Below are 20,925 nucleotides of genomic sequence, written 5' to 3' on the forward strand. Positions count from 1 at the left end.
CCGATTATCTGTTTGAAGATTATTGAAGAGAGGAATCAAAATGAGCTTCGAGGGCGTACATACTCCGCTGGTCACGCCGTTCAAAGAGGACGGTGAAATCGACCACGCTTTGCTCGGCAAGCATGCAGCGAATCTCGCAGGCCGCGTAGCGGGCCTTGGAATCGGCGGCACCACGGGCGAATACTATGCGTTGAGCTTCGAGGAACGCGTCAAGACGTTCAACACGGTTGCCGAGGCGGCGGGCGGCAAAACGTATCTGACCGCGGGCATCAATGCGACCACGACGAAGGAAGTGATTCGCCTTGGTCTGGAGGCGAAGCGCGCCGGTTTGTCGTCTCTGCTGGTTGCCGCGCCGTACTACGCGCAGCCGACGCAGGAGGAACTGCTCAGCCACATGCTGAAGGTGGACGACGCGCTCGACATGCCGATCATGCTGTACAACTTTCCGGCCCGCACGGGAACGGAGATCAGCGACGGCGTGCTGGCAACGCTGCTCGAGCGTCCGAACTTTATCGCCATGAAGGAAAGCACCGGCGATATTTCACATCTGCATCATCTCGTCACGCACTTCAAGGACCGGCTGGTGCTCAGTTGCGGCATGGACGACCAGGCGCTCGAATTCTTTGCGTGGGGCGCGAAGAGCTGGGTTGGCGGCGCATCGAACTTCCTGCCGGAAGCGCACACGGCGCTTTTCGACGCGTGTGTCAAACACAACGACTTCGTGCTGGGCCGCCAGCTGATGTCGCAATTGCTGCCGGTGCTCGAACTGCTCGAGCGCAGCGGCAAATTCATCCAGTACGTGCGCTACGGTTGCGAACTGGTGGGGCTGCCGGTTGGCGTGGCGCGTGCACCGCTCGGTTCGCTCACGCAAGAGGAACGCAGCGCATTTGCGCAGCTTGTGAAACCGCTGATTCGCAACGCCCAGTAACAACAGAAAATGGTCTCGAACCTGGAATTCGCGCGCTTTCCTGCGCCAGACGGCGTCAACGGGTGGTGGGAAAGTCTCCCGCCAGCGCGGCCTGCCAATACGGTGTCGGCTGAGCTTCGATACGACTGGGTCGTTGTGGGTGGCGGGATCACCGGGCTTTGTGCCGCGCGGCGGCTTGCCGAACTGGCGCCCGATGCGTCGATCGCGCTGGTCGAGGCCGATCGCATTGGGCGCACGACGGCCGGACGTAATTCCGGATTCTTCGTCGATCTACCGCATGACATCAGCAGCGAAAGCTATTCGCGCAGCGTGGCGGAGGACAAGGCCGACGTGCGTTTCCAGCGGCACGGCATCGACTACGTGCGCTCGATTGTACGCGCGCACAACATCGACTGCGATTGGCGCGACGACGGTAAATTCCACGCCAGTGTCAACAAGAAAGGGCTCGACGCGCTAAAGCATTTTGCGCAGGGGCTGACGCGCATCGACGAAGCATTCGAATGGCTCGATCAACCCGCCATTCGTGCGGTGACCGGCACGGACTTTTACCAGGGCGCGCTATTCACGCCGGGATGCAGCACGGTGCAGCCGGCGGCGCTCATGCGAGGACTGGCGGCTACGCAGCCGGAAAACGTCACGGTGTTCGAAATGAGCGCGGTGACGCAAGTCGAGCAGCGCGGCAACGAGAAAGTCCTGCATTTCGCCCGGGGAAAGATCGTCGCTAAACAAGTGATTCTCTGCACGAACGCGTACGCGGCGACGTTCGGTATTCACCCCAATGGCTTGCTGCCCGTGTACACGTTTGCGTCGATGACTCGCGTCATGAATGCCGCCGAGGTGGAAAAGCTGGGCGGCACGCGATCGTGGTCGCTGATTCCGGCGGACCCCATGGGCACGACGGTGCGCCGTCTGGCCACGGACCGTATTTGCGTGCGCAACCATTTCGCGTTCAGGCCCGGGTTGCAGGTATCGGAATCCGATCTCACGAAGGCGAAAGCGCTGCATCAACGCTCGTTCGACCGCCGGTTCCCCATGCTCAAGGGTGTCGAGCTCGAGTACACATGGGGCGGTCCGTTGTGTCTTTCGGCGAACAACGGCGCGCTGTTCGGCCGCCGCGACGACGGCATCCTGGAAGCGGTGGGATGCAATGGCCTCGGGCTGAGCAGGGGCTCTTCGTCGGGCAAGCTGATCGCCGAATATGCGCTGGGCCAGACCAACGATCTGATCCAGCAGCTTCTGAAGCAGCCGCACCCGCGTTCGCTGCCGGTTCGGCCGATTGTCGACATGGCGGTGTCGGCGACGATCTGGGCGAAGGAAATGTCGGCGGGAGCCGAGCTTTAATTAACCAAGGACACGAGATGACGACGCATCAAGAGTGGAAGCAGAAAGCAGCGGCACTATCGCTCGACGGACGGGCATTCATTGCCGGAGAGCGGTGTGGATCGGCATCGAGCGAAACGTTCGCCACGCTCAATCCCGCATCGGGCCAGGTGCTCGCGGAAGTGGCGAAATGCGGCGAAAAGGATGTGGACCACGCTGTTGCGGCCGCGCGCAATGCATTCGAATCCGGCGTATGGTCGAAGGCCGCGCCGGCGCATCGCAAGGCGGTGCTGCTTCGCCTCGCGCAACTGATCGAGGCGCATACGGACGAACTGGCGCTGCTCGAAGCGCTGGAAGCGGGCAAGCCGATCAGCGAATGTCTCGCGCTTGATATTCCCGAATCGGCAGCTTGCATTCGTTGGCATGCCGAAGTGACGGACAAGCGTTACGACGCGCTATCGCCTTCCGGCGCGGATGTCGTCAGCATGATTACACGCGAGCCGATAGGCGTAGTGGGCGCGGTGCTGCCGTGGAATTTCCCCGCGCTGATGCTGGCCTGGAAAATCGGGCCGGCCTTGTCGGTCGGCAATAGCGTGATCGTGAAGCCGGCGGAGCAAACGTCACTCTCTACGCTTCGCATTGCCGATCTCGCTCTCGAAGCGGGCGTGCCCGCGGGCGTATTCAGCGTCGTCACGGGCTTTGGGGAAAGTGCGGGACAGGCGCTGGGCCGCCATCCCGATGTTGACCTCGTTGCGTTCACCGGGTCGACGGCGACCGGCAAGCGCTTTCTGCATTATTCCGCAGACACCAATCTGAAGCGGGTGGTGCTCGAATGCGGCGGGAAGAACCCCCAGGTGATTCTGCCCGATGTCGCGAATCTCGATGCGGTCGCCGAACAGGCTGTCGCCGCGGCATTCTGGAACATGGGGGAAAACTGCAGCGCCGGCTCGCGCATTCTCGTGCCTTCGAGCAAGCGGGCGGAGCTGGTGGAGAAAGTCCAGGCTGTACTGGCGGGCTGGAGGACTGGCGATCCGCTCGACCCCGACGTCAAGCTTGGCGCGCTGATCGAACAGAAGCACTACGAGAAAGTGCTCGCACACATCGAGAAAGCGAAGGAGCAGGGCGCGCGCGCGGTGTGCGGCGGGCGTGCCGCGCTAACCGAAACGGGAGGATGGTTCGTCGAGCCCACGATCTTCGATCAGGTCACGCCGGACATGGCCATCGCGCGGGAAGAAGTGTTCGGGCCTGTCGTGTGCTTTATCGAATACGACGACGTGGAAGACGCCATCCGCATCGCGAACGACACGTGCTACGGTCTGGCCGCTTCGTTGTGGACGGATAACGTGAACAGCGCGCATAAGGTCGCTTCGCGTATCCGCGCAGGCACGGTCACGGTAAACTGTTTCGGCGAAGGTGACCTTTCGACGCCATTCGGCGGATTCAAGCAATCGGGCTTTGGCGGGCGCGACAAGTCTGTCTATGCACACGACCAGTATTGCGAGCTCAAGACCACCTGGCTGAAGCTGGCGTGAATGGGTAGCGATAAAGCGGGAGAACGGGCCGTCAGGCCCGTGCACACACGATGAAGGGGGAGCGGGTTGTTGGCGGAACGTAAGCCACGGTATGAATCACATCACTTGCCACCGGGAATACGGACTCGCACACTATTCTCATCCGAATCCCTTTATGGTTCGTGGCGCGCTTGAACGCGCCATGGGGGCACCCGTTTAAAGAGCGCAAGCCATGTTAAAGAAGCAACTATTCGCAGACAGACTCCTCGCCCAGATGCCGTCGCTGCGGGCGCTCCGGTGCTTCGTGACCGCGGCGCGATACGAAAGCTTCACCCAGGCGGCGGAGGTGCTTTGCGTCACGCAGGCCGCAATCAGCAGACAAATCAAGGAGCTGGAAGATTCGCTCGATGTCGCGCTGTTCGAGCGCACCGGCCGGCATATCGCGCTGACCGATGCGGGACGCATCCTGTACAACGCGTCGTACCTCTCCATCATGAATATCGCCGAGGCGGCGGAGGCAGTGCGCCGCACGGACCGGCACGCGTTGACGATTTGCGTCTCCCATACGTTCTCGGCCCTGTGGCTGTCGCAGCGCCTGCCGGCGTTTCGCGAGCGCTTTCCAGAGATCCAGCTGAATGTGATGGTCACCGAGCACTTCATGGAGTTGGACGAACTCATGGAGCCCGACATCATCATCACGAAGAATCCACCGCGTGAGCCGGAATACGAGGTGGAGCCGTTATTTCATGATGTCGTCTACCCGGTTTGCAGCCCGACGTTTTACGACCGGCATTTTCGCGGCAAGAAACTCAAGCCGCTCGATCTGCTTTCGCAACCCACGTTGAATCTTTCGTTGCTCGGGCGCGCCCAGGTTTGTGAACACGTGGACTGGCGCGTGTGGCGCAACTGGTTTCAGCAGGGCGACGGCACGGACATCCTGACTGAAAACCGACATCTGGAGAGCAACGACTATCGGCTTCTGGTCGCGCAGGCGGAAGCCGGCGAAGGCACGCTGCTGGGCTGGCACCACTTACTCCACCATCAGGTCGAGCAAGGCCGGCTGATACGGCCAGTGCCCGATGCGCTCGTCTTTAGAGACCGCTACCACTATTTGATTACGCACCGGAACGCGCGGCCCCGTACCGAGTATCTGCAGTTTCGAAACTGGCTGACCGAAGAAGCCGGCACAATGATGCGCGACTGGCTCGACGCCGGCGTTGCGGTCACAGGCTAACGGGTAGCAAATAACAGGTTTCGACCGTATCGATTGTTTGAAATGTATTTGCACAGGCGGCCCCATGGTTCACCCCACGATTGACAGCGAAGCCACGGCCACAAGGCGGCTGCGTTTCGGGATCGTGCTATTGCCCAACTTCACGTTGACCGCCTTTTCCGGCTTCGTCGACCTGCTCAGGCTCGCAAGCGACGAAGGCGATATGAGCCGGCCGGTGCGGTGCTCATGGACCATCGTCGGAGAAAATCTCGTGCCGGTTCGCGCGAGCTGCGGCATCCAGATCACGCCGTGGACGACTTTCGAGGAGGCCGAGCCGTTCGACTATGTCGTGATCGTAGGCGGACTGCTGCATTCGGGGCCGCCGGCCAGCGACGCGACTCTCGCCTTCATTCGCGCCATGGCCGAGACGCCGGCCACGCTCGTCGGACTCTGCACCGGGGCATTCGCGCTCGCGAGAGCCGGCGTGATGAACGGATATCGCATATGCGTGAGCTGGTTCCACTACTGGGATTTCGTGGAGCGCTTCCCGCAAGTCGATGAGCGTGACCTCGTTGCCGACCGGCTCTTTGTGATCGACAGAAGACGCATTACGTGTTCGGGCGGCCGTGCGTCGATCGACGTTGCCGCGGCGATTCTGCTGCGCCATGTCGAGGCCACCATCGTGCGCAAGGCGCTGCGTATTCTGCTCGTGGACGATGCGCAAAAAGGCAATGCGCCGCAACCGCATCCTCCGGGTCTCGAGCCCGCCACGCATCCCAAGGTCAGGCGCGCGATTCTGCTGATGGAGCAGCACGTGGGTCAGCCGCTGAGTCTGCCGGATCTGGCGCATCGGCTCGATGTTTCGGTGCGCCAGCTCGAACGCCTTTTCACGACGGAGACCGGCAAATCTCCGGGCGCATACGCGCGGCAGATTCGCCTGCGCATGGCGTCGTGGCTGTTGACGAGTTCGGACCGCACCGTTGCGGATATCGCGTCGTCATGCGGTTTTTCCGACGCTTCGCACCTCGGCCGCGAGTTCCGCAAGGAGTTTGGCGCGTCGCCCAACGAATATCGCACGACGCGGCTGCCGAGTTCGCATGAGGCGCTACTGGGCACGCCGGAGCCGGATACGCCGTTGCCTGCTGACTATGTCGAGGCACCCGCTCAGCAACTGGGCGCGCCGTAACAAGCGCGACGTGCGGCGCTGAATGCCGCACGTCGGGCCGGGCCCGCGTCAAGCCAACGCTTTGGCGTGATACGCCATATGCTCGCCGATAAAGCTGGCGATGAAGTAGTAGCTGTGGTCGTAGCCTTCGCGAATATTGAGGTGGAGCGGATGTCCCGCTTTCTCGCAGGCCGCCTGCAGCAGTTCCGGCCGCAACTGCGTGCTCAGGAAATCGTCGCCGCCGCCTTGCTCCACGAGTAGCGGCAGCTTTTCGCTCGCGCTTTTGCCCCCGTTAGCGACCAGATCCACGGCGTCATACTGCTGCCACGTTGCGCGGTCGTCGCCAAGATAGGCGGCAAGCGCCTTTTGTCCCCACGGCACCTGGCTTGGCGCGACGATTGGCGAGAACGCGGAGACGCTGCGATAACGGCCCGGATTGCGCAGCGCAACGACCAGTGCGCCGTGCCCGCCCATCGAGTGCCCGCTGATCGAGCGTGCGTCGCTTGCCGCAAACCCGGCCTCGACAACGGCCGGCAATTCGGTGACCACGTAGTCGTACATGCGGAAGTGCTTCGCCCACGGTTCGCGCGTGGCGTTCACGTAGAAGCCTGCACCCTGGCCGAGATCGTAGTCGGGTGAATCGGCCACGTCGCCGCCGCGCGGACTCGTATCTGGCGCGACGACGATGATCCCGTGTTCCGCCGCGTAGCGTTGCACGCCTGCCTTGGTGATGAAGTTTTGTTCGGTGCAGGTCAGGCCCGAAAGCCAGTACAGCACGGGGCATTTCTGCCCGCGCAACGCGGCCTCGGGCAGATAGATACCAAACTTCATTTCGCCACCCACGGTGGAAGAGGCGTGCTTCCACACCTCCTGGCTGCCGCCGTGGCTGACGTGTTTTTCAATGCGCTCCATAAGCGTTTCAGGCCTCCCGGTAAGTGCCTTTGGCCTTCGCGGCCTGGGTGGAGAGAAGATCCATGAGCGTGGGGCTCAGGCAGTCGTACGGCTCGAGGCCCTTGTCGCGCAGCGTTTGGCGCACGTCGGCCATGGCCGAAGGCGGCGTGCCGCTCTCGATGATCGAGGAGACAAAGGCCGCAAAGCCGGGGCCGTCCCAGCCCGCTTCCTTCGACAGCTCGGTGTGAATGAAGTCGAGCCCGTAGAACGCGTGGTCCTTGTTCTCGATGCGGCCATACAGATGCGTGCCGCAGCCGGTACAGGCATGCCGCCGGATCGTGGCCTTCTCGTCCACGACCTTCAGCTTTTCCCCGTGCGCCGTGACCGTCAACTTGTCGCGCGGCACGACGCCGACGACGGAAAACAGCGCGCCTGCGGGCTTCCAGCACTGGGTGCAGCCGCAGGCATGGTTGAACAGGACCTGCGAGTCAATGCGGACTTCGACCGGGTCTTGTGCGCACTGGCAGCGCAGCGTGCCGCCTGCGAAATTCTCGGCGCCTTTCTGAATGCCGCGATCAACCGTTGGGTGAATAGCTGAGGCCATGGTCTCTCTCCTTCCTTGCGTGTCAGTAATGAACGACGGTCCGGATCGATTTGCCCTCGTGCATCAAGTCGAACGCTTCGTTGATGCCCGAAAGCGGCTTTGTGTGCGTGACGAACGGCGCGAGCTGGATCTTGCCTGCCATCGCGTCTTCGACCATGCCCGGCAACTGCGAGCGGCCTTTCACGCCGCCAAAGGCCGTGCCCAGCCAGCGGCGGCCGGTCACGAGCTGGAACGGCCGCGTGGAGATTTCCTGACCCGCGCCCGCCACGCCGATCACGACCGACTGGCCCCAGCCGCGGTGCGCGCATTCGAGCGCCGCGCGCATGACGTTGACGTTGCCGATACATTCGAAGCTGTGATCCACGCCCCAGCCCGTCATGTCGACGATCACCTGCTGAATGGGCTTTTCGTGATCCTTGGGGTTCACGCAGTCGGTGGCGCCAAAGGCGCGCGCCAGATCGAATTTGCCCGGATTGGTGTCGACGGCGATGATGCGGCCGGCCTTGGCGAGCTTCGCGCCCTGGATAACCGCGAGCCCGATGCCGCCCAGACCGAATACGGCGACGGTATCGCCTTCCTGCACCTTGGCGGTGTTCTTCACCGCGCCCAACCCCGTGGTCACGCCGCAGCCGAGCAGGCACACTTGCTCGGGATTGGCTTGCGGGTTGATCTTCGCGAGCGACACTTCGGCCACCACGGTGTACTCGCTGAACGTGGAGCAGCCCATGTAGTGGTAGAGGGGCTGGCCGTTGTAGCTGAACCGGCTCGTGCCGTCGGGCATCACGCCCTTGCCCTGGGTCGCGCGCACGGACACGCACAGATTGGTCTTGCCGCTCTTGCAGAAGAGGCACTCGCCGCATTCGGCGGTGTAGAGCGGGATCACGTGGTCGCCGGGCTTCACGCTTGTCACGCCTTCGCCCACTTCCACGACGATCCCGGCGCCCTCGTGGCCGAGCACGACGGGGAAGAGGCCTTCGGGGTCGTCGCCCGAGAGCGTGAAGGCGTCGGTGTGACAAACACCGGTATGCGTGATCTTCACCAGCACCTCGCCCTTGCGGGGCGGTTCGACGTCGATCTCGACGATCTCGAGGGGCTTGCCCGGCGCAAACGCTACTGCAGCACGCGATTTCATAGTAGTCCTGTAAAAAAAGGGTTCAGCCAAATCGGGGCGGGAAAACCCGCGGTGAGTTAGCGTAAGTAGGTTCGAACGAGGGTCACGACATCGTCGATTGATCCCGGAGATTCCGCTGATCCTGCAAGGTGGGTGAACTCTTCGCGCAGGTGGCTTTCGAGCACACCGGCCATCACGCCATTGATCGCGCCGCGAATCGCCGCCAGTTGCTGGAGCACGGGCGCGCAGTCGGCGCCTTCCTCCAGCGCGCGCTCGAGCGCGTCCAGCTGGCCGCGAACCCGGCGCACGCGCGTGAGCACGCGCTTCTTTTCTTCGGGGGAATGAGGCATGACCGCATCGATAATGGGGATACTGTGGGGCAGTATAGGGCAATACTGCTGGGGAGTATACGTTTGCATCGATTTTGCTGCTGGAATGCCAGTTGAATAGCGGGGCTGTTCCCGCAGGGCATGCGGCGCATAATGGACGCGCGTACCGCCCGAGGAGGCGACTCATGGCGACGAAGCGAACAAGAAGCCAGAAAAGAGAGCACGACCCCGTGGCGCCCAGGCAGATCGCGCTGGCATTGCAGGGCGGCGGGATGCACGGCGCGTTCACATGGGGTGTGCTCGACCGCCTGCTCGAAGACGAACGGCTCGCGATCGAAGGCGTGAGCGCGACCAGCGCCGGCGCCATGAACGGCGCGGTGCTCGCGTATGGGCTCATGAAGGGCGGTGTGGGCGGCGCGCGCGAGGCGCTCGATCGCTTCTGGCATGCGGTTGCCGAGTCGGCCGAACGCTACAACCCGCTGCGCTGGGTGCCGTGGCTCAAGGGCTCGCACAGCTTTGGGCTCGATCATTCGCCGCTCTATGCGGTTGCCGACATGATGCTGCGCGTATTCTCGCCTTATCAGTTCAATCCGGGCAACCTGAACCCGTTGCGCGAGGTGCTGGAAAGCCAGGTCGACTTTGCCGCGCTGCGCAAGGCCTGCCCCATTTTGCTGTACCTGTGCGCAACCAACGTGGAGACAGGCAAGATACGCCTCTTCACGGGTGAGGATATCTGCGCGGACGCCGTGCTCGCCTCCGCATGCGTGCCAACGCTGTTCCATGCCGTCACGGTCGCGGGCGAGCACTACTGGGACGGCGGCTATATGGGCAACCCGGCCATTTATCCGCTGATCTATCACTGCAAGACGCGCGACGTGGTGATCGTCCACATCAACCCGCTCGTGCGGCCAGGCGTGCCGGTCACGGCGGCGGACATTCTGAACCGCATCAGCGAAATCAGTTTCAACTCGTCGCTCATGCGCGAAATGCGTGCCATTGCCTTCGTGACGGAGTTGATCCAGCAACACAAACTCGCTCAGGACGAGATGAAGGAAATGCTGATCCATTCGATCCGCTCCGACGCCGCCATGTGTGCGCTCAGCGTGTCGAGCAAATACAACGCGGATTGGGATTTTCTGTGCGAGCTGCGCGACAACGGCCGCAAGGAAGCCGACGCCTGGCTCGCGCAGCACTACGCGGACATCGGTCAGCGCTCGAGCATCGACATTCGCAAGGAATTTCTCTGAAAATCGCGCAGTGCGCAAAGGAGCAGCGGTGAACAGCACGCAGGAACGCTTCGTCGCGTTATGGTCGCGCAGTGGGGGCGCGAACGCGGAGAGCGTCTGCGCCGATCTCGTGCGCCGCTATGGGGAACCGGGGCGGCACTATCACACGTTGCAGCACGTGCGCCGTTGCCTGCGCGATTTCGATCTGGCGCGCGAGGTCATTGCGCATGGCGATCTCGTGGAACTCGCGTTGTGGTGCCACGACGTGATCTATGTTCCGGGTGCCAAGGATAACGAACAGCGCAGTGCGGACTGGCTTCGGCGCTGCGCCGCCGATCGCATTGCGACATGCGAGCGCATTTGCGAAGCGATTCTCGCGACCTGTCACAACCGCGTTCCCGATGATCTCGATGCGTGCTTCGTTTGCGACATCGATCTCGCGTCACTCGGCGCGCCGCGCCGCCAGTTTTGTGACAACGGTGTGCGCTTGAGAGCCGAGCGCCCGGACCTCGACGAGCACGCGTACGCCGTGCAGGAGCGAAAGTTGTTGCAAGGCCTGCTTGCGCGGCCGCGCATTTACCTGACCGATTATTTTCACTCGCAGTGCGAGGCGGCGGCACGCGAGAATCTCACGTGGCGCCTCGCGCAGCCTCTGCCGGGCGCTGCGTCATGAGGTCAGATACGCAATTCAGGATTTCCTGACCCAAAATTCAGCAAATCTCCGCGCCAATTTACGGCTTAATCGCATTTAGCCGTGCCGCACCCATGCCGTTATGCCAGTCATGATGCAAACGAGCGAGAGCACCGTATGCGTATCCATCCTGCGAACCTGGAACACGTGTGATCATGACCGGTAGCAAAGACATGCTGAGCGTGCTCAGGTCGCAAGTGGCGGAAACGACCATCAAGATTTCGCAGCTCGCGGCCAGGTCGCTGGTCATGCAAAAATTCATCGAGCTGGCGTTGCCGAAACTGACACCGGCGCAATGCGGCGAGATCCATGGGGCGCTCAGGCAAGTGCTCGAAGACGTCATGTCGGTGATGGACGATGTCGCGCTTCCCGGCGCCTATCACGCCGCGTTTCTCGACAAGACCAACGAGATGCTGCGTGCGCTCGAAAAGCGCGAGGCAAATGAGCCATAGCTACCTGAGTTCGTTGTCGGCGGGCAGGTCGCGGCTAACGACATCTTGCGTTTCGCTGAATACGATACGAACCCTCGAACCCGTTCCGTCCCGGCTTTCGATATGAAACTGCGCGCCGATCATTCGCGCGCGCTCCTGCATGCCCTGCAGCCCATACGAATTGCCGCGGATCGCGTTCGCCACATCGAACCCGTTTCCGTCGTCGTGAACCTCGAGTTCGAAATGATGGTGGGTGCAACGCAGGACGACTTCGGCACGCGAGGCCTGCGCGTGCCGGCTGACGTTGGTGAGCGCCTCCTGCACGATGCGGAAAACAGCGGTGGCGCGGTCGTCGCTCACGGAAGGTTCGCGGCCTTCGAGCCGGAACGTGCAAACCGTTGCATTGTGGCGGGTGAAGTCCTGAACGAGCCATTCGAGCGCGGAAAGGAGTCCGAAGTTCAGTGCGGCCGGCCGCAGGTGACTCGCGACGTTGCGTACGATGTCGATGGTCCGCTCGGCCAGGCTTCCGATATCGCCGACCTTTTGCTTCCACTCGGCGCCCTGACTCAGCGCGAGCTTGAGCAAAGCAACGTTGATCTTGATGGCGGTGAGCAATTGCCCCAGCTCGTCGTGGATGGTCATGGCGATCTGCCGCCGCTCTTCTTCACGGATCGATTCCTGATGGGACGAGAGCTGCCGCAGCTGTTCGCGCGAATGCCGCAGCAACTGCTCGGTTCGCGTGCGTTCGCGAACTTCCTCCTCGAGTTGATCGCGATGGCGAGTGAGTATCTCCATTGCGTGCTTGCGCCCGGAGATATCGGTCAGCTGTCCTTCTAGGCATTGTGGTCCCGCGCCGTCGTAGCGTATGCCGCGGGCGTTGAGCTGGCACCAGACCGTGGTGCCGTCGGCGCGAGTCAGCTCGATTTCGATCCCCGCGATCTTGCCGGCGATTTGCAGCATGGCGAACAGTTGCGTCGTGTTTTCGCCGGAGAATGACGACGGGGCATGCACTGCGCACGCGTTATCGCCAAGCGCTGCCTTCATGCCCTGAACGTCGCGATAGCCGAGCAGTTGAGCCATCGCGGGATTGGCGTCGCGCAGCTTGCCATTGCGATCGAGTACGAAGAAGCCTTCGAGTGAATGCTCGATGATGCTGCGGTATTTGCGCTCGCTCTCTCTGAGCGACGCGGTCGAATCGCTCAGGCGTTCGGCCATTACGTTCACGCGCGCCGCCAGCCGGCCAAGTTCGGCACTGGATTCGATTGCGCACCGGCTGTCCAGATCGCCGCTTGCGATGCGGTCGACCATGTCCTCCAGACGCCGGATGGGTTCGCGCACCAGGTGCTTGATCAGCAGAAAGGTCGTGACGTACACCACGGCGAGCACGAGCGCGAGGGTGCCCAGCACCGCCGCGCGTGCGGTCGCGAATCCCCGGTCGGCAGCGGCCCTCGTCAATACCACGCGCACTTCGCCGATCTTTTCGGGCGGCGCGTTGCCGGGCGGCGTGAATTCGATCGGCCGCACGCGAACCACGCGCCCCCGCGGGTCGGGCATCGGCGCGTTGCTCGCGTCGGCGAGCACGCCATAGTTAATCGCTGTAACGGTGAAGCTCACCACCTCGGGATTCGGTTTCAGCACGTTCAGTTGTCGCGCAATCGCCTCGCGATCGACATTCCACAGCGGCTGCGCAAGCGATTGACTCAGCAGATCGGCAATGCGGTTCGCGCGATCGTCGAGTTCCGCGATCCGGCGTTCGCGCGCATGCTCGAGCAGGAAGAAAGCCGACGTGCCCGCCACCAGCGTACAGAGCACCAGCAGCGAGAGCACGAGTTGCGCGTGCAGGCTGCGTGGAAAGCGTAATCGGGAAAGGGCCTGCAAAGGGGCTTGCAGCGGGGTTTGCAACATCAGGCGGCCTTTGAAGCGGAATTGAGCAGGGCGTCGAGATCGAACGTGTAGGCGCCTGTGCGCCGGCTTTGAAGGCGTGAAAAGCCGCTGAAATCGAGGGCCGTGCGGCCTTGAAATGCAATCTCGGCGTAACGCTGCGCGTCGCTGCCGTCTAGCACTTTCAGATAGTCGAGCCGCTGACGCGGTCCGCCGACTTGCGCAAAGTCCGCGCCATAATGGTAGTCGTGAAGGAGGACCATCGCGCAGGCGCCGATGAACTGGTCCCCCGCCACGATCGCGGCCAGCTCGCCGCGCACGACCGACGCCACGGCTTCGGGCAGTGCGCCCAGGCCGCCAACGATGGTCGAAAGATGCCGCTCCCGCACCGCGCTCAATGCGCCGAGCGTCATCGAATCGTTAGCAGCCCAGAGGATGTTGGCGTCCGGATAGCGTGAGAGCAGCACACGTGCCTTGTCGCGCCCGTCGGAAAAACTCCAGTCGCCATAAACAAGCTGGTCGATACGGTCCTGCGGCCGGCGCGCCAGCGCGGCTTGCACGCCCGCGGCGCGCTGCGCCGAAACAGGCGTGGCGGGATCGCCCGTAATGCCGATCACGCGTGCCGGCGCGCTGCCGTTCAAACGGCTCAGGTAGTCCATGAGCCGAAAGCTTCCGCGCTCGGCATCGGCGGTGACGGTGCCGATCCAGTTCGCGATCCGGCCGCGCTCGTTGCCCGTTTGCGCGCGCTGGGCCTCGGTCAGATCGTTGTGGATCAGCAGCACCCTGGCTCGCGAGCGCGCCAGCGTTTGCAGCATCTGGGGCGCGGCCATCTTTTCGTTGACGATCACCACATAGTCGGGGGCGGCCGAACGCGCGGCCACCGCTTCGGCCTGGCGCAGCATCAGCAGATGATCGCGCTGGGCGTAAAGCACTTCCAGCTGCATGCCGAAACGTCTTGCCGTCGTGGCCATGAAGCGCGACACGAGTTGCCAGTGCTGGCCTGTATCGTGTTCCACGCTTTCGCCCGGATTCAGAAATACGACGCTTGCCGGCGGACGGTTGACTGGCAACGCCATGCTCGAGCGCATCATCATGAGGCTCGCGCCTATGCCGACGCATTGCGCGATCATCTGTCTTCTGTTCATACGAAATCAGCGTATGCCATGCGCGGCATTGTGTGGAACGGAAGGGGCGGTCGCGCGCAGCATAGCGCGACGTAATCTCGCCGACAATCCGCTTTACTTCGGGCGAGCGTCATGATTGAACGCAGAGATTCAAGGGCGCGATTGGCGATCGCAGCCTGATGTTCAGGATTTCCTGACACGAAATTCAGCATTCCCCTTGGCCGTTTGCAGTCGTGGACGACTGCACGCGATCATTGGCGGGCTCATCATGACGTCAGCACATTTCGAAGCGGCAGAGGCGACGCGCGATGATTTCCGAGTGGGGCGACGGTCTGGCGCGCGTTCAGGACGTGAACACGATCTGCACGCGGCTGTTCGATACGTGGTGCGAATCGCGCAATCTCACGCCGTTGGCTTATCTAATGCACTGCTGGCCGCTGCTGGACAGCCGCGCCGGCACGCTACGTCGTTTGCAGGAAAGCATGAAAGACTTGCGCCGCAACCATGCGGACAAACTCGATCTGTATGCGTTGTCCGCGCTTGGCGAACTCGCTCGCAGTCTCGATGAACTGATCGACCGTGCGGAAACCTCCATGCGTCAGTCGTTCGCCACGTAGCGCACGCAGGGTTAGCGGGGGCGGGGCGACGTATTACCTGCATACGTGAGAAAGGGTTGCCGAAGGGCCATGGCTTCGGCAGCGAGGACAATACAAAGGAACCAGGGCCGGAGCGACCGTGGGCATGATGACTGATTCGCAGGCCACGACAGCGAGCCTCTGCACGATTCTGGTCGCAGGCGCTACGCCGAACGAGACCCGTTTGATCGCCGATCATCTCGTATGGGAAGGCTTTCAGGTGCTCGCGGCGAACAACGGGCTCGAAGTGCTGGAGCGCTCGTGCATGTCCCAGCCTGAACTGATTTTGCTCGATGCAGAGGCCGCTTGCGTGAGCGCCCTGGCCACCTGCCGCAGCCTGAAGTCGGACGAGCGCACGCGCGATATACCGGTGGTGCTCATGATGCCGGCAAGCAAGCATCGAGACCTGTCCGATGGGTTCCGGGCCGGCGCAGCCGACCATGTACGCAAGCCCGTGCACGTCGAAGAACTGATGGCCAGCGTGCGCACGCATATCGCGTTGCGCTCGGCCCACCAGCGGATCGCAATACAGCAGCGCCGCCTGCAGGCGTGCGAAACGCGCTTTCGCGCCATCGTCGAATCGGGCCCGGTGGCGATGGGCATCACCTCGATGCCCGACGGCCATCTGCTCTATTCGAACGCGCGGTTTCGCGAGTTGTTTCGCGTGGATGAAGCGGCGTGCGCGAACGTCAATATTGTCGACTTTTACGTCGATCCGAAGGATCGCGACCGGCTGGTGCGCTGTCTCGCCGCGCAAGGCAGCTTCGGCGACGCGGAGGTGAGACTGCGCCGTCCGGACGGGACGCAGTTCTGGGCCATGGCCACAGCGCGGTTGTCCAACTACGACGGCGCGCCTGCCATTTACGTGGGCCTGCATGACATTTCCGGCCGCAAGCGCGTGGAGGACGAACTCGTGCGCGCGCGCGAGCAGCAGCGCGCACTGTCGGCCTATCTGGAAGGGATGCGCGAAGACGAACGCAAGCGCAGCGCGCGGGAGATCCAGGACGAACTGGGCCAGTTGCTGACCGCGCTGAAAATGGATGTCTCGCTGTTGAGGATGCGGCTCACCGACGATCCAGAGGCGATCGGCCGGGCCGACGACATGCGCGAACTGGTCGAAGGCACGATCTGGATGGTCCGCAACGTGGCCAGCCACCTGCGGCCCGCCGCGCTCAATTTCGGCCTTGTTTCGGCGCTCGAATGGCTGACCGGTCAATGGAGCCGGCACAACGCCATGCCTTGCGAACTGCACACTTCGAGTGGCGAGCCCGCGTTGCCGGACACCCAGGCCACGGCGCTCTTTCGCATCGTGGAGGCCGCATTGACGAACGTCGCGCGCCACGCGGCGGCGCAGCGCGTCGAGGTCACGCTCATCGCAGGGCCCGGTTCGCTCGACTTGCGTGTTCGCGACGATGGCCGTGGATTCGACGTGGCGGCCGCGTATGCGAAGTATGCTTACGGTCTGCTTGGCATGACCGAGCGTGCGAGGCTGATTGGTGGTACGTTGAGAATCGACAGTCAGCCTTGCAAAGATCCCACCATTGGTATTGCGTCCGGCACCACGATTTCGATTCATGTTCCGCTCGAAAACAACCATGATCAGGATACTTATCGCCGATGACCATGCCATCGTGCGTGGCGGACTCAAGCAGATCCTCGCGACGACTGCCGACATGGTCGTGACGGCGGAGGCCGGGCAGGGTTCGGAGGTGATCGAAAAGCTGCGGACCTGCGAAGTCGACCTGTTGCTGCTGGACATGACGATGCCGGGCATCAGCGGCGTCGATCTCATCCGCCGCGTGCGCGCCGAGGAGCCTGCGTTGCCGGTGCTCGTGCTCAGCATCCATAACGAAGCGCAGGTCGCGTCGCGCGCGCTGCGGGCGGGCGCCACGGGCTATGTGACGAAGGACAGCGATCCTGACGTGCTGCTGGCCGCGATTCGCAAGCTCGCGGACGGCGGGCGCTTTATCGACCCGAAGCTCGTCGACGCCATGGTGTTCGAGAAGCACTCGGGCGACGTGCCTCCGCACGAGGTGCTCTCCGACCGCGAATTCCAGGTGCTGCAAATGCTCGCGTCGGGCAAGAGCATCAACGACATTGCCGACGCGTGCGCACTCAGTGCCAAGACGATCAGCACGCACAAGATGCGGCTCATGCAAAAGCTCGGCCTGGGCAATAACGCCGAGGTGATCCGCTATGCGATCCGGCACGGTCTGGTTGGTGAGTAGACGGCGGCCATGCGCGGCGAGAAGGAAATCCTGACAAGCGAACCAGCCATTCCCGAGGGAACTATCTACCCGTCCCGATGGCGGCCGGTTCAGCGGCTGCCTACGATGATCTCACGTGAAGCGTGGGGGAAAGCGATGGCGGTGCGGCAGTCGTTAGGGGCAGCGGTCGTGAAGTGGCTGAACCCCACCAGCAGACAGACAGTGCGGGTCGTGACGGTGCATCGCGCGCCGTCCGGGCGGATTGCGAGCGTGTTCATCGAGGCGCAGACCACGGACGGGCCACGCGCGCTGTTTTTCTTCCGCCATCCCGACCGTGGGTGGCAAGTGTTTCCCCCCGACGTCCTGCGTCCTTCGATGGGGTGGCGCGCGGAGTGACAGGAAATTAGCGGCAGTTGAGCCGCGAGCGGAGATTGCGTATGGAAGAGATCGCGCCGGACGAATCGCCGTCCCAATACGAAACGAAACTCCGCGACTGGATGAGCAAGTGGTACGACCACGCTGTAGCGCAAGGGCTCGTGCGTCCGCCGTTCCTGCTCGACGACGCCAAGGCCGAGCGCCTCGAAGGCTATTTCGTTGCCGGGCTGACACCCTCGGAGGGTGCGCAGGCTTTCTTTGGTCCTGCGCACTGAAGCCTTCGTGATGTGGCGTCGCGCTCAAGCGCCTGCGTGCAGACGCTCGTCGTTGAGCCGATCCAGCAAGTGTCGAAGGCGGCAGGCCTGGGCGGGCATGATCTCCGGCGTGGACGCGATTCGCTGGACGCGCGCGAGCCAATAGCGGCGGCCGAACACGGCGATGTTGTCATCGACGGTGATGGCGGTTTCCAGGTGCGTGATGGCCGCATCGAGGTTTTTCGCCGTATAGGCACTTTGTCCCCGAGCCCCGCCTTTAGCGTCCTCGCGTGTCGTCACGCCTGTCACATCTGGATTGACGGACTGTGGTCGCTGGAATGTTTCTTGTTCAATTGCAATTATCATTATTTTGCCTTGCCGTCGAATATCTCTGCCGTGCGCGCGCGAATTACGTTTTGCGATTTGCATCGCGACCCCGTCGTGATTTCGATGCGCGCGTGTTGCCGTTCATTCCGGTCCCGGATGACGGAAGTAAGCAACGATCGCGCCAACGCTGCGCAGCCCCATGGCGAAGGGCTCCGGTAGCGAGTGAGAGGGTGGCGCAGGACGATTTCGTCCGCAGAGATGGCCGGGAGTGGACGATTTCGTCCAGGTCCCGGCGTAACTGTGCAGCGTGGTTTATCGGGGTGACTTATCTGCGTGACTTAGCCGCCCGCGGCAGTTCCCTGGTCGCTCGCTTCGCGAGACGCTTCCTGGCGCAGTTCGGCCAGCAACGCCATGGCGAGCGCAATACGGCTGGTGGAATCCGCCGTCTGGTCCCGCAGCCCGCGAGCGAGCGTGTCGACTGCTTCGGCGCGGCGGCCGGTGGCGCGCAAAAGGTCGGCCAGATAGTGCGCGGCCTCCACGCGCGCGGGCACCGACCCGAACGCGAGCGCCGTAGAAAGGGCGGTGCGCAATCCCTGCTCGGCGGACGTGAGATCGCCGAGCGCCCACTGCGCCCGCGCGCGCGTGACCAGCAGCTCGCCAAGATGGGCGCGCTCCTGGCGCGCGAGGGTTTCGTCGACTGCGGCGGCCAGCATCGCTTCGCATTGCTGAGCGCGGCCGGAACGCAGCAGCAGTTCGCCGTGCCGCCACATCTTGAAGGAATAGAACAGCGCGCCGCCGTTGCAGACCATGTGGTTGTCGTAGCCGTCGAGCATGACGGCTTCGGCTTCCGTGTTCATGCCTAGCTCGCTGAGATGGCAGCCGCGGAGTATCTGCCCCATGCCGCGATAGAACGTGAAGCCGTTGGCGATCGACACCGATTCGAGTTCGCTTGCGAGCGGCCCGCGCCGCGCCTGATCGTCGAAAAGGCACGCGAGCCACGCGGCGCCCTGCAGATTGACGGCGTGCGCCAACGCATGCGTGCCCGGCTCGCTCGCGCGCAGGATCAGCATTTCCATCGCGCGCCGCGCTTGCGCGAACTCGCCGATCTGGTAGGCGGCCAGCCCCTCGAAGGTCAGCGCGAGGCTTGCCAGATCGATGCCCTGCGAGCCCGTGCGCACATCGTCTCGCGTCACGCCGAGCAGATGGCCTCGTGCGAGGCAGGCAAGTGCTTCTTCGCTGTCGCCGAGCCAGTAAAGGGTGTTGGCCATCGCAACGTGTGCTTCGTCGAGCGACACGCGCTCCCCGCTGTTCTGGGCGCGCTGCAGCATCTCCTGTGCACTCGCGCGCGCCTGCTTGAGTTGAAGCGTCGTCAACTGGGTGGTCCACACGCCGAACTGGATGGCGGCGATTTCGCCAGGTTCGCAGATCCCTTCGCCGATCTCGAGCGCCGCGGCGTAGCACGCCGTTGCTTCCGCGTACAGCCAGCCGTGCACGCTGCGCAGGCTCATGCCAAGCAGCCGGTAGGCGTCGAACTGGGCGCGCCGCGTGGCGGCCTCGTCGCGGCTTGTCTGCAGCACATCGAGGCAACGCCGCAAATGCGCAATGGCCTCGGAAAAGCGCGATGCTTCGATCAGCGCGCGTGCATGTTCGAGACTCTTGTGCGCTTCGCGATGGTCTTCCTCGCGCGACTTGAGGCGCCGCTCGACCGTCTTGCGCCCGACACCGAGCAAACTGGCGGCGGCGCTCTTGTTCCCCGCGGTTCGCTCCAGCGCGCGGTCGATGAGGAGGTCTTCGGCGGCGGCGAGCTTGTCGCGTCCCTCGAGTTGCAGCAGCATGTCGGCGAGCGCCGCGCGCGAAACCGCTCCGGCCGTTTCGCTGAGAAGAAACGGCTCCAGCGTGTCTTCATCGATCAGTGGCTTTTCGGCGAGCACGCTTAGCTGACTGATCAAATTGCGCAATTGCCGGATATGGCCCGGCCACGCATGCCGGCCGAGCCGCCTGAGGGCGGCCGGCGAAAACTCGATGCGGCGCGCTTGTTGCGCGGCGAAATGGGCGACGAGCGCAGGCATGTCCTCGACGCGCTGGTCGAGCCCGGGCACGGCCAGCACGAACACCGCGAGCCGGTAAAACAGGTCCTCGCGAAACAGCCCCTGGTGCGCCAGTTCGCGCAGATCCCGGTGAGTCGAGGCGACCACTCGGCCCTCGAAACGCAGGCTCGACGAGCCGCCGACCGGGCGGAACGTCCGCGTTTCGAGTGCGCGCAGGAGCTTGGGCTGCAGCGCGAGCGGCAACTCGCCGATCTCGTCGAGCAGCAGCGTGCCTTTGCCGACCTGCTGCAAGAGCCCCGGGCGCGTCTCGCCGGCGCCGGTAAACGCGCCTTTGACATGCCCGAACAGTTCCGCTTCGACGAGATGCTCGGGAATCGCACCGCAGTTGATGTCGACGAACGGTTGATCGTGGCGCGCGCTGCGCGTGTGCACGCGGCGCGCGACCCCTTCCTTGCCCGACCCGGTGGGCCCGATGATGAGCAACGCGTGATCGGTGGGCGCGACGCGGTCGATCATCCTGACCAGCTGACGAAACGCCGGCGCCTCGCCAATGAACGCATCGTCGCTGGCCTTTTCTCCGGAAAGCGGAACGAAGGGGAAGGTACTCATTGCCTCGTGGGCTCCCGATAAACGCGTGGCATTTTTTTGTGTTTG

21 protein-coding genes are annotated in these 20,925 nt (G+C 63.2%); 13 read left to right on the plus strand and 8 right to left on the minus strand.

From position 1 onward, the window contains the following. Positions 1 to 40: 40 nt before the first annotated feature. From U5A58_RS21035 to U5A58_RS21055, 5 genes are all read left to right on the plus strand, one after another. Positions 41 to 928 carry a dihydrodipicolinate synthase family protein gene (locus tag U5A58_RS21035; protein WP_321913492.1) on the plus strand — a complete coding sequence of 296 codons (888 nt, stop codon included), beginning with the start codon at positions 41 to 43 and terminating at the stop codon, positions 926 to 928. 9 nt (positions 929 to 937) lie between these two features. Beyond that, positions 938 to 2,269, plus strand: coding sequence for an FAD-binding oxidoreductase (locus U5A58_RS21040; RefSeq protein ID WP_321962881.1), 1,332 nt, complete (start codon positions 938 to 940; stop codon positions 2,267 to 2,269). A 17-nt stretch (positions 2,270 to 2,286) separates the two neighbouring features. Further along, positions 2,287 to 3,780 (plus strand): aldehyde dehydrogenase, encoded by a 1,494-nt coding sequence (locus tag U5A58_RS21045; protein ID WP_321962882.1) that lies wholly within the window; start codon positions 2,287 to 2,289, stop codon positions 3,778 to 3,780. Positions 3,781 to 3,991: 211 nt separating this feature from the next. Further along, positions 3,992 to 4,993 carry a LysR substrate-binding domain-containing protein gene (locus tag U5A58_RS21050; protein WP_321962883.1) on the plus strand — a complete coding sequence of 334 codons (1,002 nt, stop codon included), beginning with the start codon at positions 3,992 to 3,994 and terminating at the stop codon, positions 4,991 to 4,993. Between the two features lie 64 nt (positions 4,994 to 5,057). Further along, positions 5,058 to 6,158 carry a GlxA family transcriptional regulator gene (locus U5A58_RS21055; protein WP_321949022.1) on the plus strand — a complete coding sequence of 367 codons (1,101 nt, stop codon included), beginning with the start codon at positions 5,058 to 5,060 and terminating at the stop codon, positions 6,156 to 6,158. Positions 6,159 to 6,206: 48 nt separating this feature from the next. Here the strand turns inward: U5A58_RS21055 and fghA are convergent, their stop codons facing one another. The 4 genes from fghA to frmR are packed head-to-tail and all read right to left on the minus strand — an operon-like array spanning position 6,207 to position 9,093. Continuing rightward, complete coding sequence (fghA, locus tag U5A58_RS21060) at positions 6,207 to 7,049, minus strand: S-formylglutathione hydrolase (RefSeq protein WP_321962884.1); 843 nt, start codon at positions 7,047 to 7,049, stop codon at positions 6,207 to 6,209. 7 nt (positions 7,050 to 7,056) lie between these two features. Then, entirely contained in the window at positions 7,057 to 7,632 is a 576-nt protein-coding gene (gene gfa / locus U5A58_RS21065) for an S-(hydroxymethyl)glutathione synthase (RefSeq protein ID WP_321913486.1), read from the minus strand. 22 nt (positions 7,633 to 7,654) lie between these two features. Next, positions 7,655 to 8,764: an S-(hydroxymethyl)glutathione dehydrogenase/class III alcohol dehydrogenase gene (locus U5A58_RS21070; RefSeq protein ID WP_233888494.1), complete on the minus strand. Its 1,110-nt coding sequence runs from the start codon at positions 8,762 to 8,764 to the stop codon at positions 7,655 to 7,657. Between the two features lie 56 nt (positions 8,765 to 8,820). Next, on the minus strand, positions 8,821 to 9,093 hold the full coding sequence (gene frmR / locus U5A58_RS21075) for a formaldehyde-responsive transcriptional repressor FrmR (protein ID WP_028221606.1): 273 nt from the start codon (positions 9,091 to 9,093) through the stop codon (positions 8,821 to 8,823). 164 nt (positions 9,094 to 9,257) lie between these two features. Between frmR and U5A58_RS21080 the strand changes: the two genes are divergently transcribed. From U5A58_RS21080 to U5A58_RS21090, 3 genes are all read left to right on the plus strand, one after another. Beyond that, on the plus strand, positions 9,258 to 10,319 hold the full coding sequence (locus tag U5A58_RS21080; protein WP_321962885.1) for a patatin-like phospholipase family protein: 1,062 nt from the start codon (positions 9,258 to 9,260) through the stop codon (positions 10,317 to 10,319). A 28-nt stretch (positions 10,320 to 10,347) separates the two neighbouring features. After that, a complete protein-coding gene (locus U5A58_RS21085) occupies positions 10,348 to 10,971 on the plus strand; it encodes a hypothetical protein (protein WP_321962886.1) in 624 nt (207 codons plus the stop codon). 173 nt (positions 10,972 to 11,144) lie between these two features. After that, positions 11,145 to 11,441, plus strand: coding sequence for a hypothetical protein (locus U5A58_RS21090; protein WP_321962887.1), 297 nt, complete (start codon positions 11,145 to 11,147; stop codon positions 11,439 to 11,441). On the opposite strand, the gene U5A58_RS21095 is transcribed toward U5A58_RS21090, so the two are convergent. Both U5A58_RS21095 and U5A58_RS21100 read right to left on the minus strand, forming a co-directional pair. Next, positions 11,442 to 13,325, minus strand: coding sequence for a PAS domain S-box protein (locus U5A58_RS21095; RefSeq protein ID WP_321962888.1), 1,884 nt, complete (start codon positions 13,323 to 13,325; stop codon positions 11,442 to 11,444). Further along, complete coding sequence (locus U5A58_RS21100) at positions 13,325 to 14,446, minus strand: ABC transporter substrate-binding protein (protein WP_321962889.1); 1,122 nt, start codon at positions 14,444 to 14,446, stop codon at positions 13,325 to 13,327. Before U5A58_RS21100 ends, U5A58_RS21095 begins: the two co-directional genes overlap by 1 nt. Positions 14,447 to 14,733: 287 nt before the next feature. Here U5A58_RS21100 and U5A58_RS21105 point away from each other — a divergent pair, with 287 nt between their 5' ends. The 5 genes from U5A58_RS21105 (at position 14,734) to U5A58_RS21125 (ending at position 17,917) form a co-directional block, all read left to right on the plus strand. Beyond that, the gene (locus tag U5A58_RS21105) at positions 14,734 to 15,042 is read left to right on the plus strand and encodes a hypothetical protein (RefSeq protein WP_321913480.1); all 309 of its coding nucleotides are present in this window, start codon (positions 14,734 to 14,736) and stop codon (positions 15,040 to 15,042) included. A 124-nt stretch (positions 15,043 to 15,166) separates the two neighbouring features. Further along, positions 15,167 to 16,681: a histidine kinase gene (locus tag U5A58_RS21110; RefSeq protein WP_321962890.1), complete on the plus strand. Its 1,515-nt coding sequence runs from the start codon at positions 15,167 to 15,169 to the stop codon at positions 16,679 to 16,681. Then, positions 16,656 to 17,288: a response regulator transcription factor gene (locus tag U5A58_RS21115; RefSeq protein WP_321962891.1), complete on the plus strand. Its 633-nt coding sequence runs from the start codon at positions 16,656 to 16,658 to the stop codon at positions 17,286 to 17,288. Before U5A58_RS21110 ends, U5A58_RS21115 begins: the two co-directional genes overlap by 26 nt. A 9-nt stretch (positions 17,289 to 17,297) precedes the next feature. Beyond that, positions 17,298 to 17,663 carry a hypothetical protein gene (locus tag U5A58_RS21120; RefSeq protein WP_321962892.1) on the plus strand — a complete coding sequence of 122 codons (366 nt, stop codon included), beginning with the start codon at positions 17,298 to 17,300 and terminating at the stop codon, positions 17,661 to 17,663. 41 nt (positions 17,664 to 17,704) lie between these two features. Further along, positions 17,705 to 17,917 (plus strand): hypothetical protein, encoded by a 213-nt coding sequence (locus U5A58_RS21125; RefSeq protein WP_321962893.1) that lies wholly within the window; start codon positions 17,705 to 17,707, stop codon positions 17,915 to 17,917. 24 nt (positions 17,918 to 17,941) lie between these two features. Here U5A58_RS21125 and U5A58_RS21130 read toward each other — a convergent pair whose 3' ends face one another. Then, a complete protein-coding gene (locus U5A58_RS21130) occupies positions 17,942 to 18,325 on the minus strand; it encodes a hypothetical protein (protein WP_321962894.1) in 384 nt (127 codons plus the stop codon). 236 nt (positions 18,326 to 18,561) lie between these two features. Beyond that, positions 18,562 to 20,880 carry a sigma-54 dependent transcriptional regulator gene (locus U5A58_RS21135; protein WP_321962895.1) on the minus strand — a complete coding sequence of 773 codons (2,319 nt, stop codon included), beginning with the start codon at positions 20,878 to 20,880 and terminating at the stop codon, positions 18,562 to 18,564. Positions 20,881 to 20,925: the final 45 nt, after the last annotated feature.

The sequence above is a fragment of the Paraburkholderia sp. J7 genome (assembly GCF_905220155.1).
Classification (GTDB): Bacteria; Pseudomonadota; Gammaproteobacteria; order Burkholderiales; family Burkholderiaceae; genus Paraburkholderia.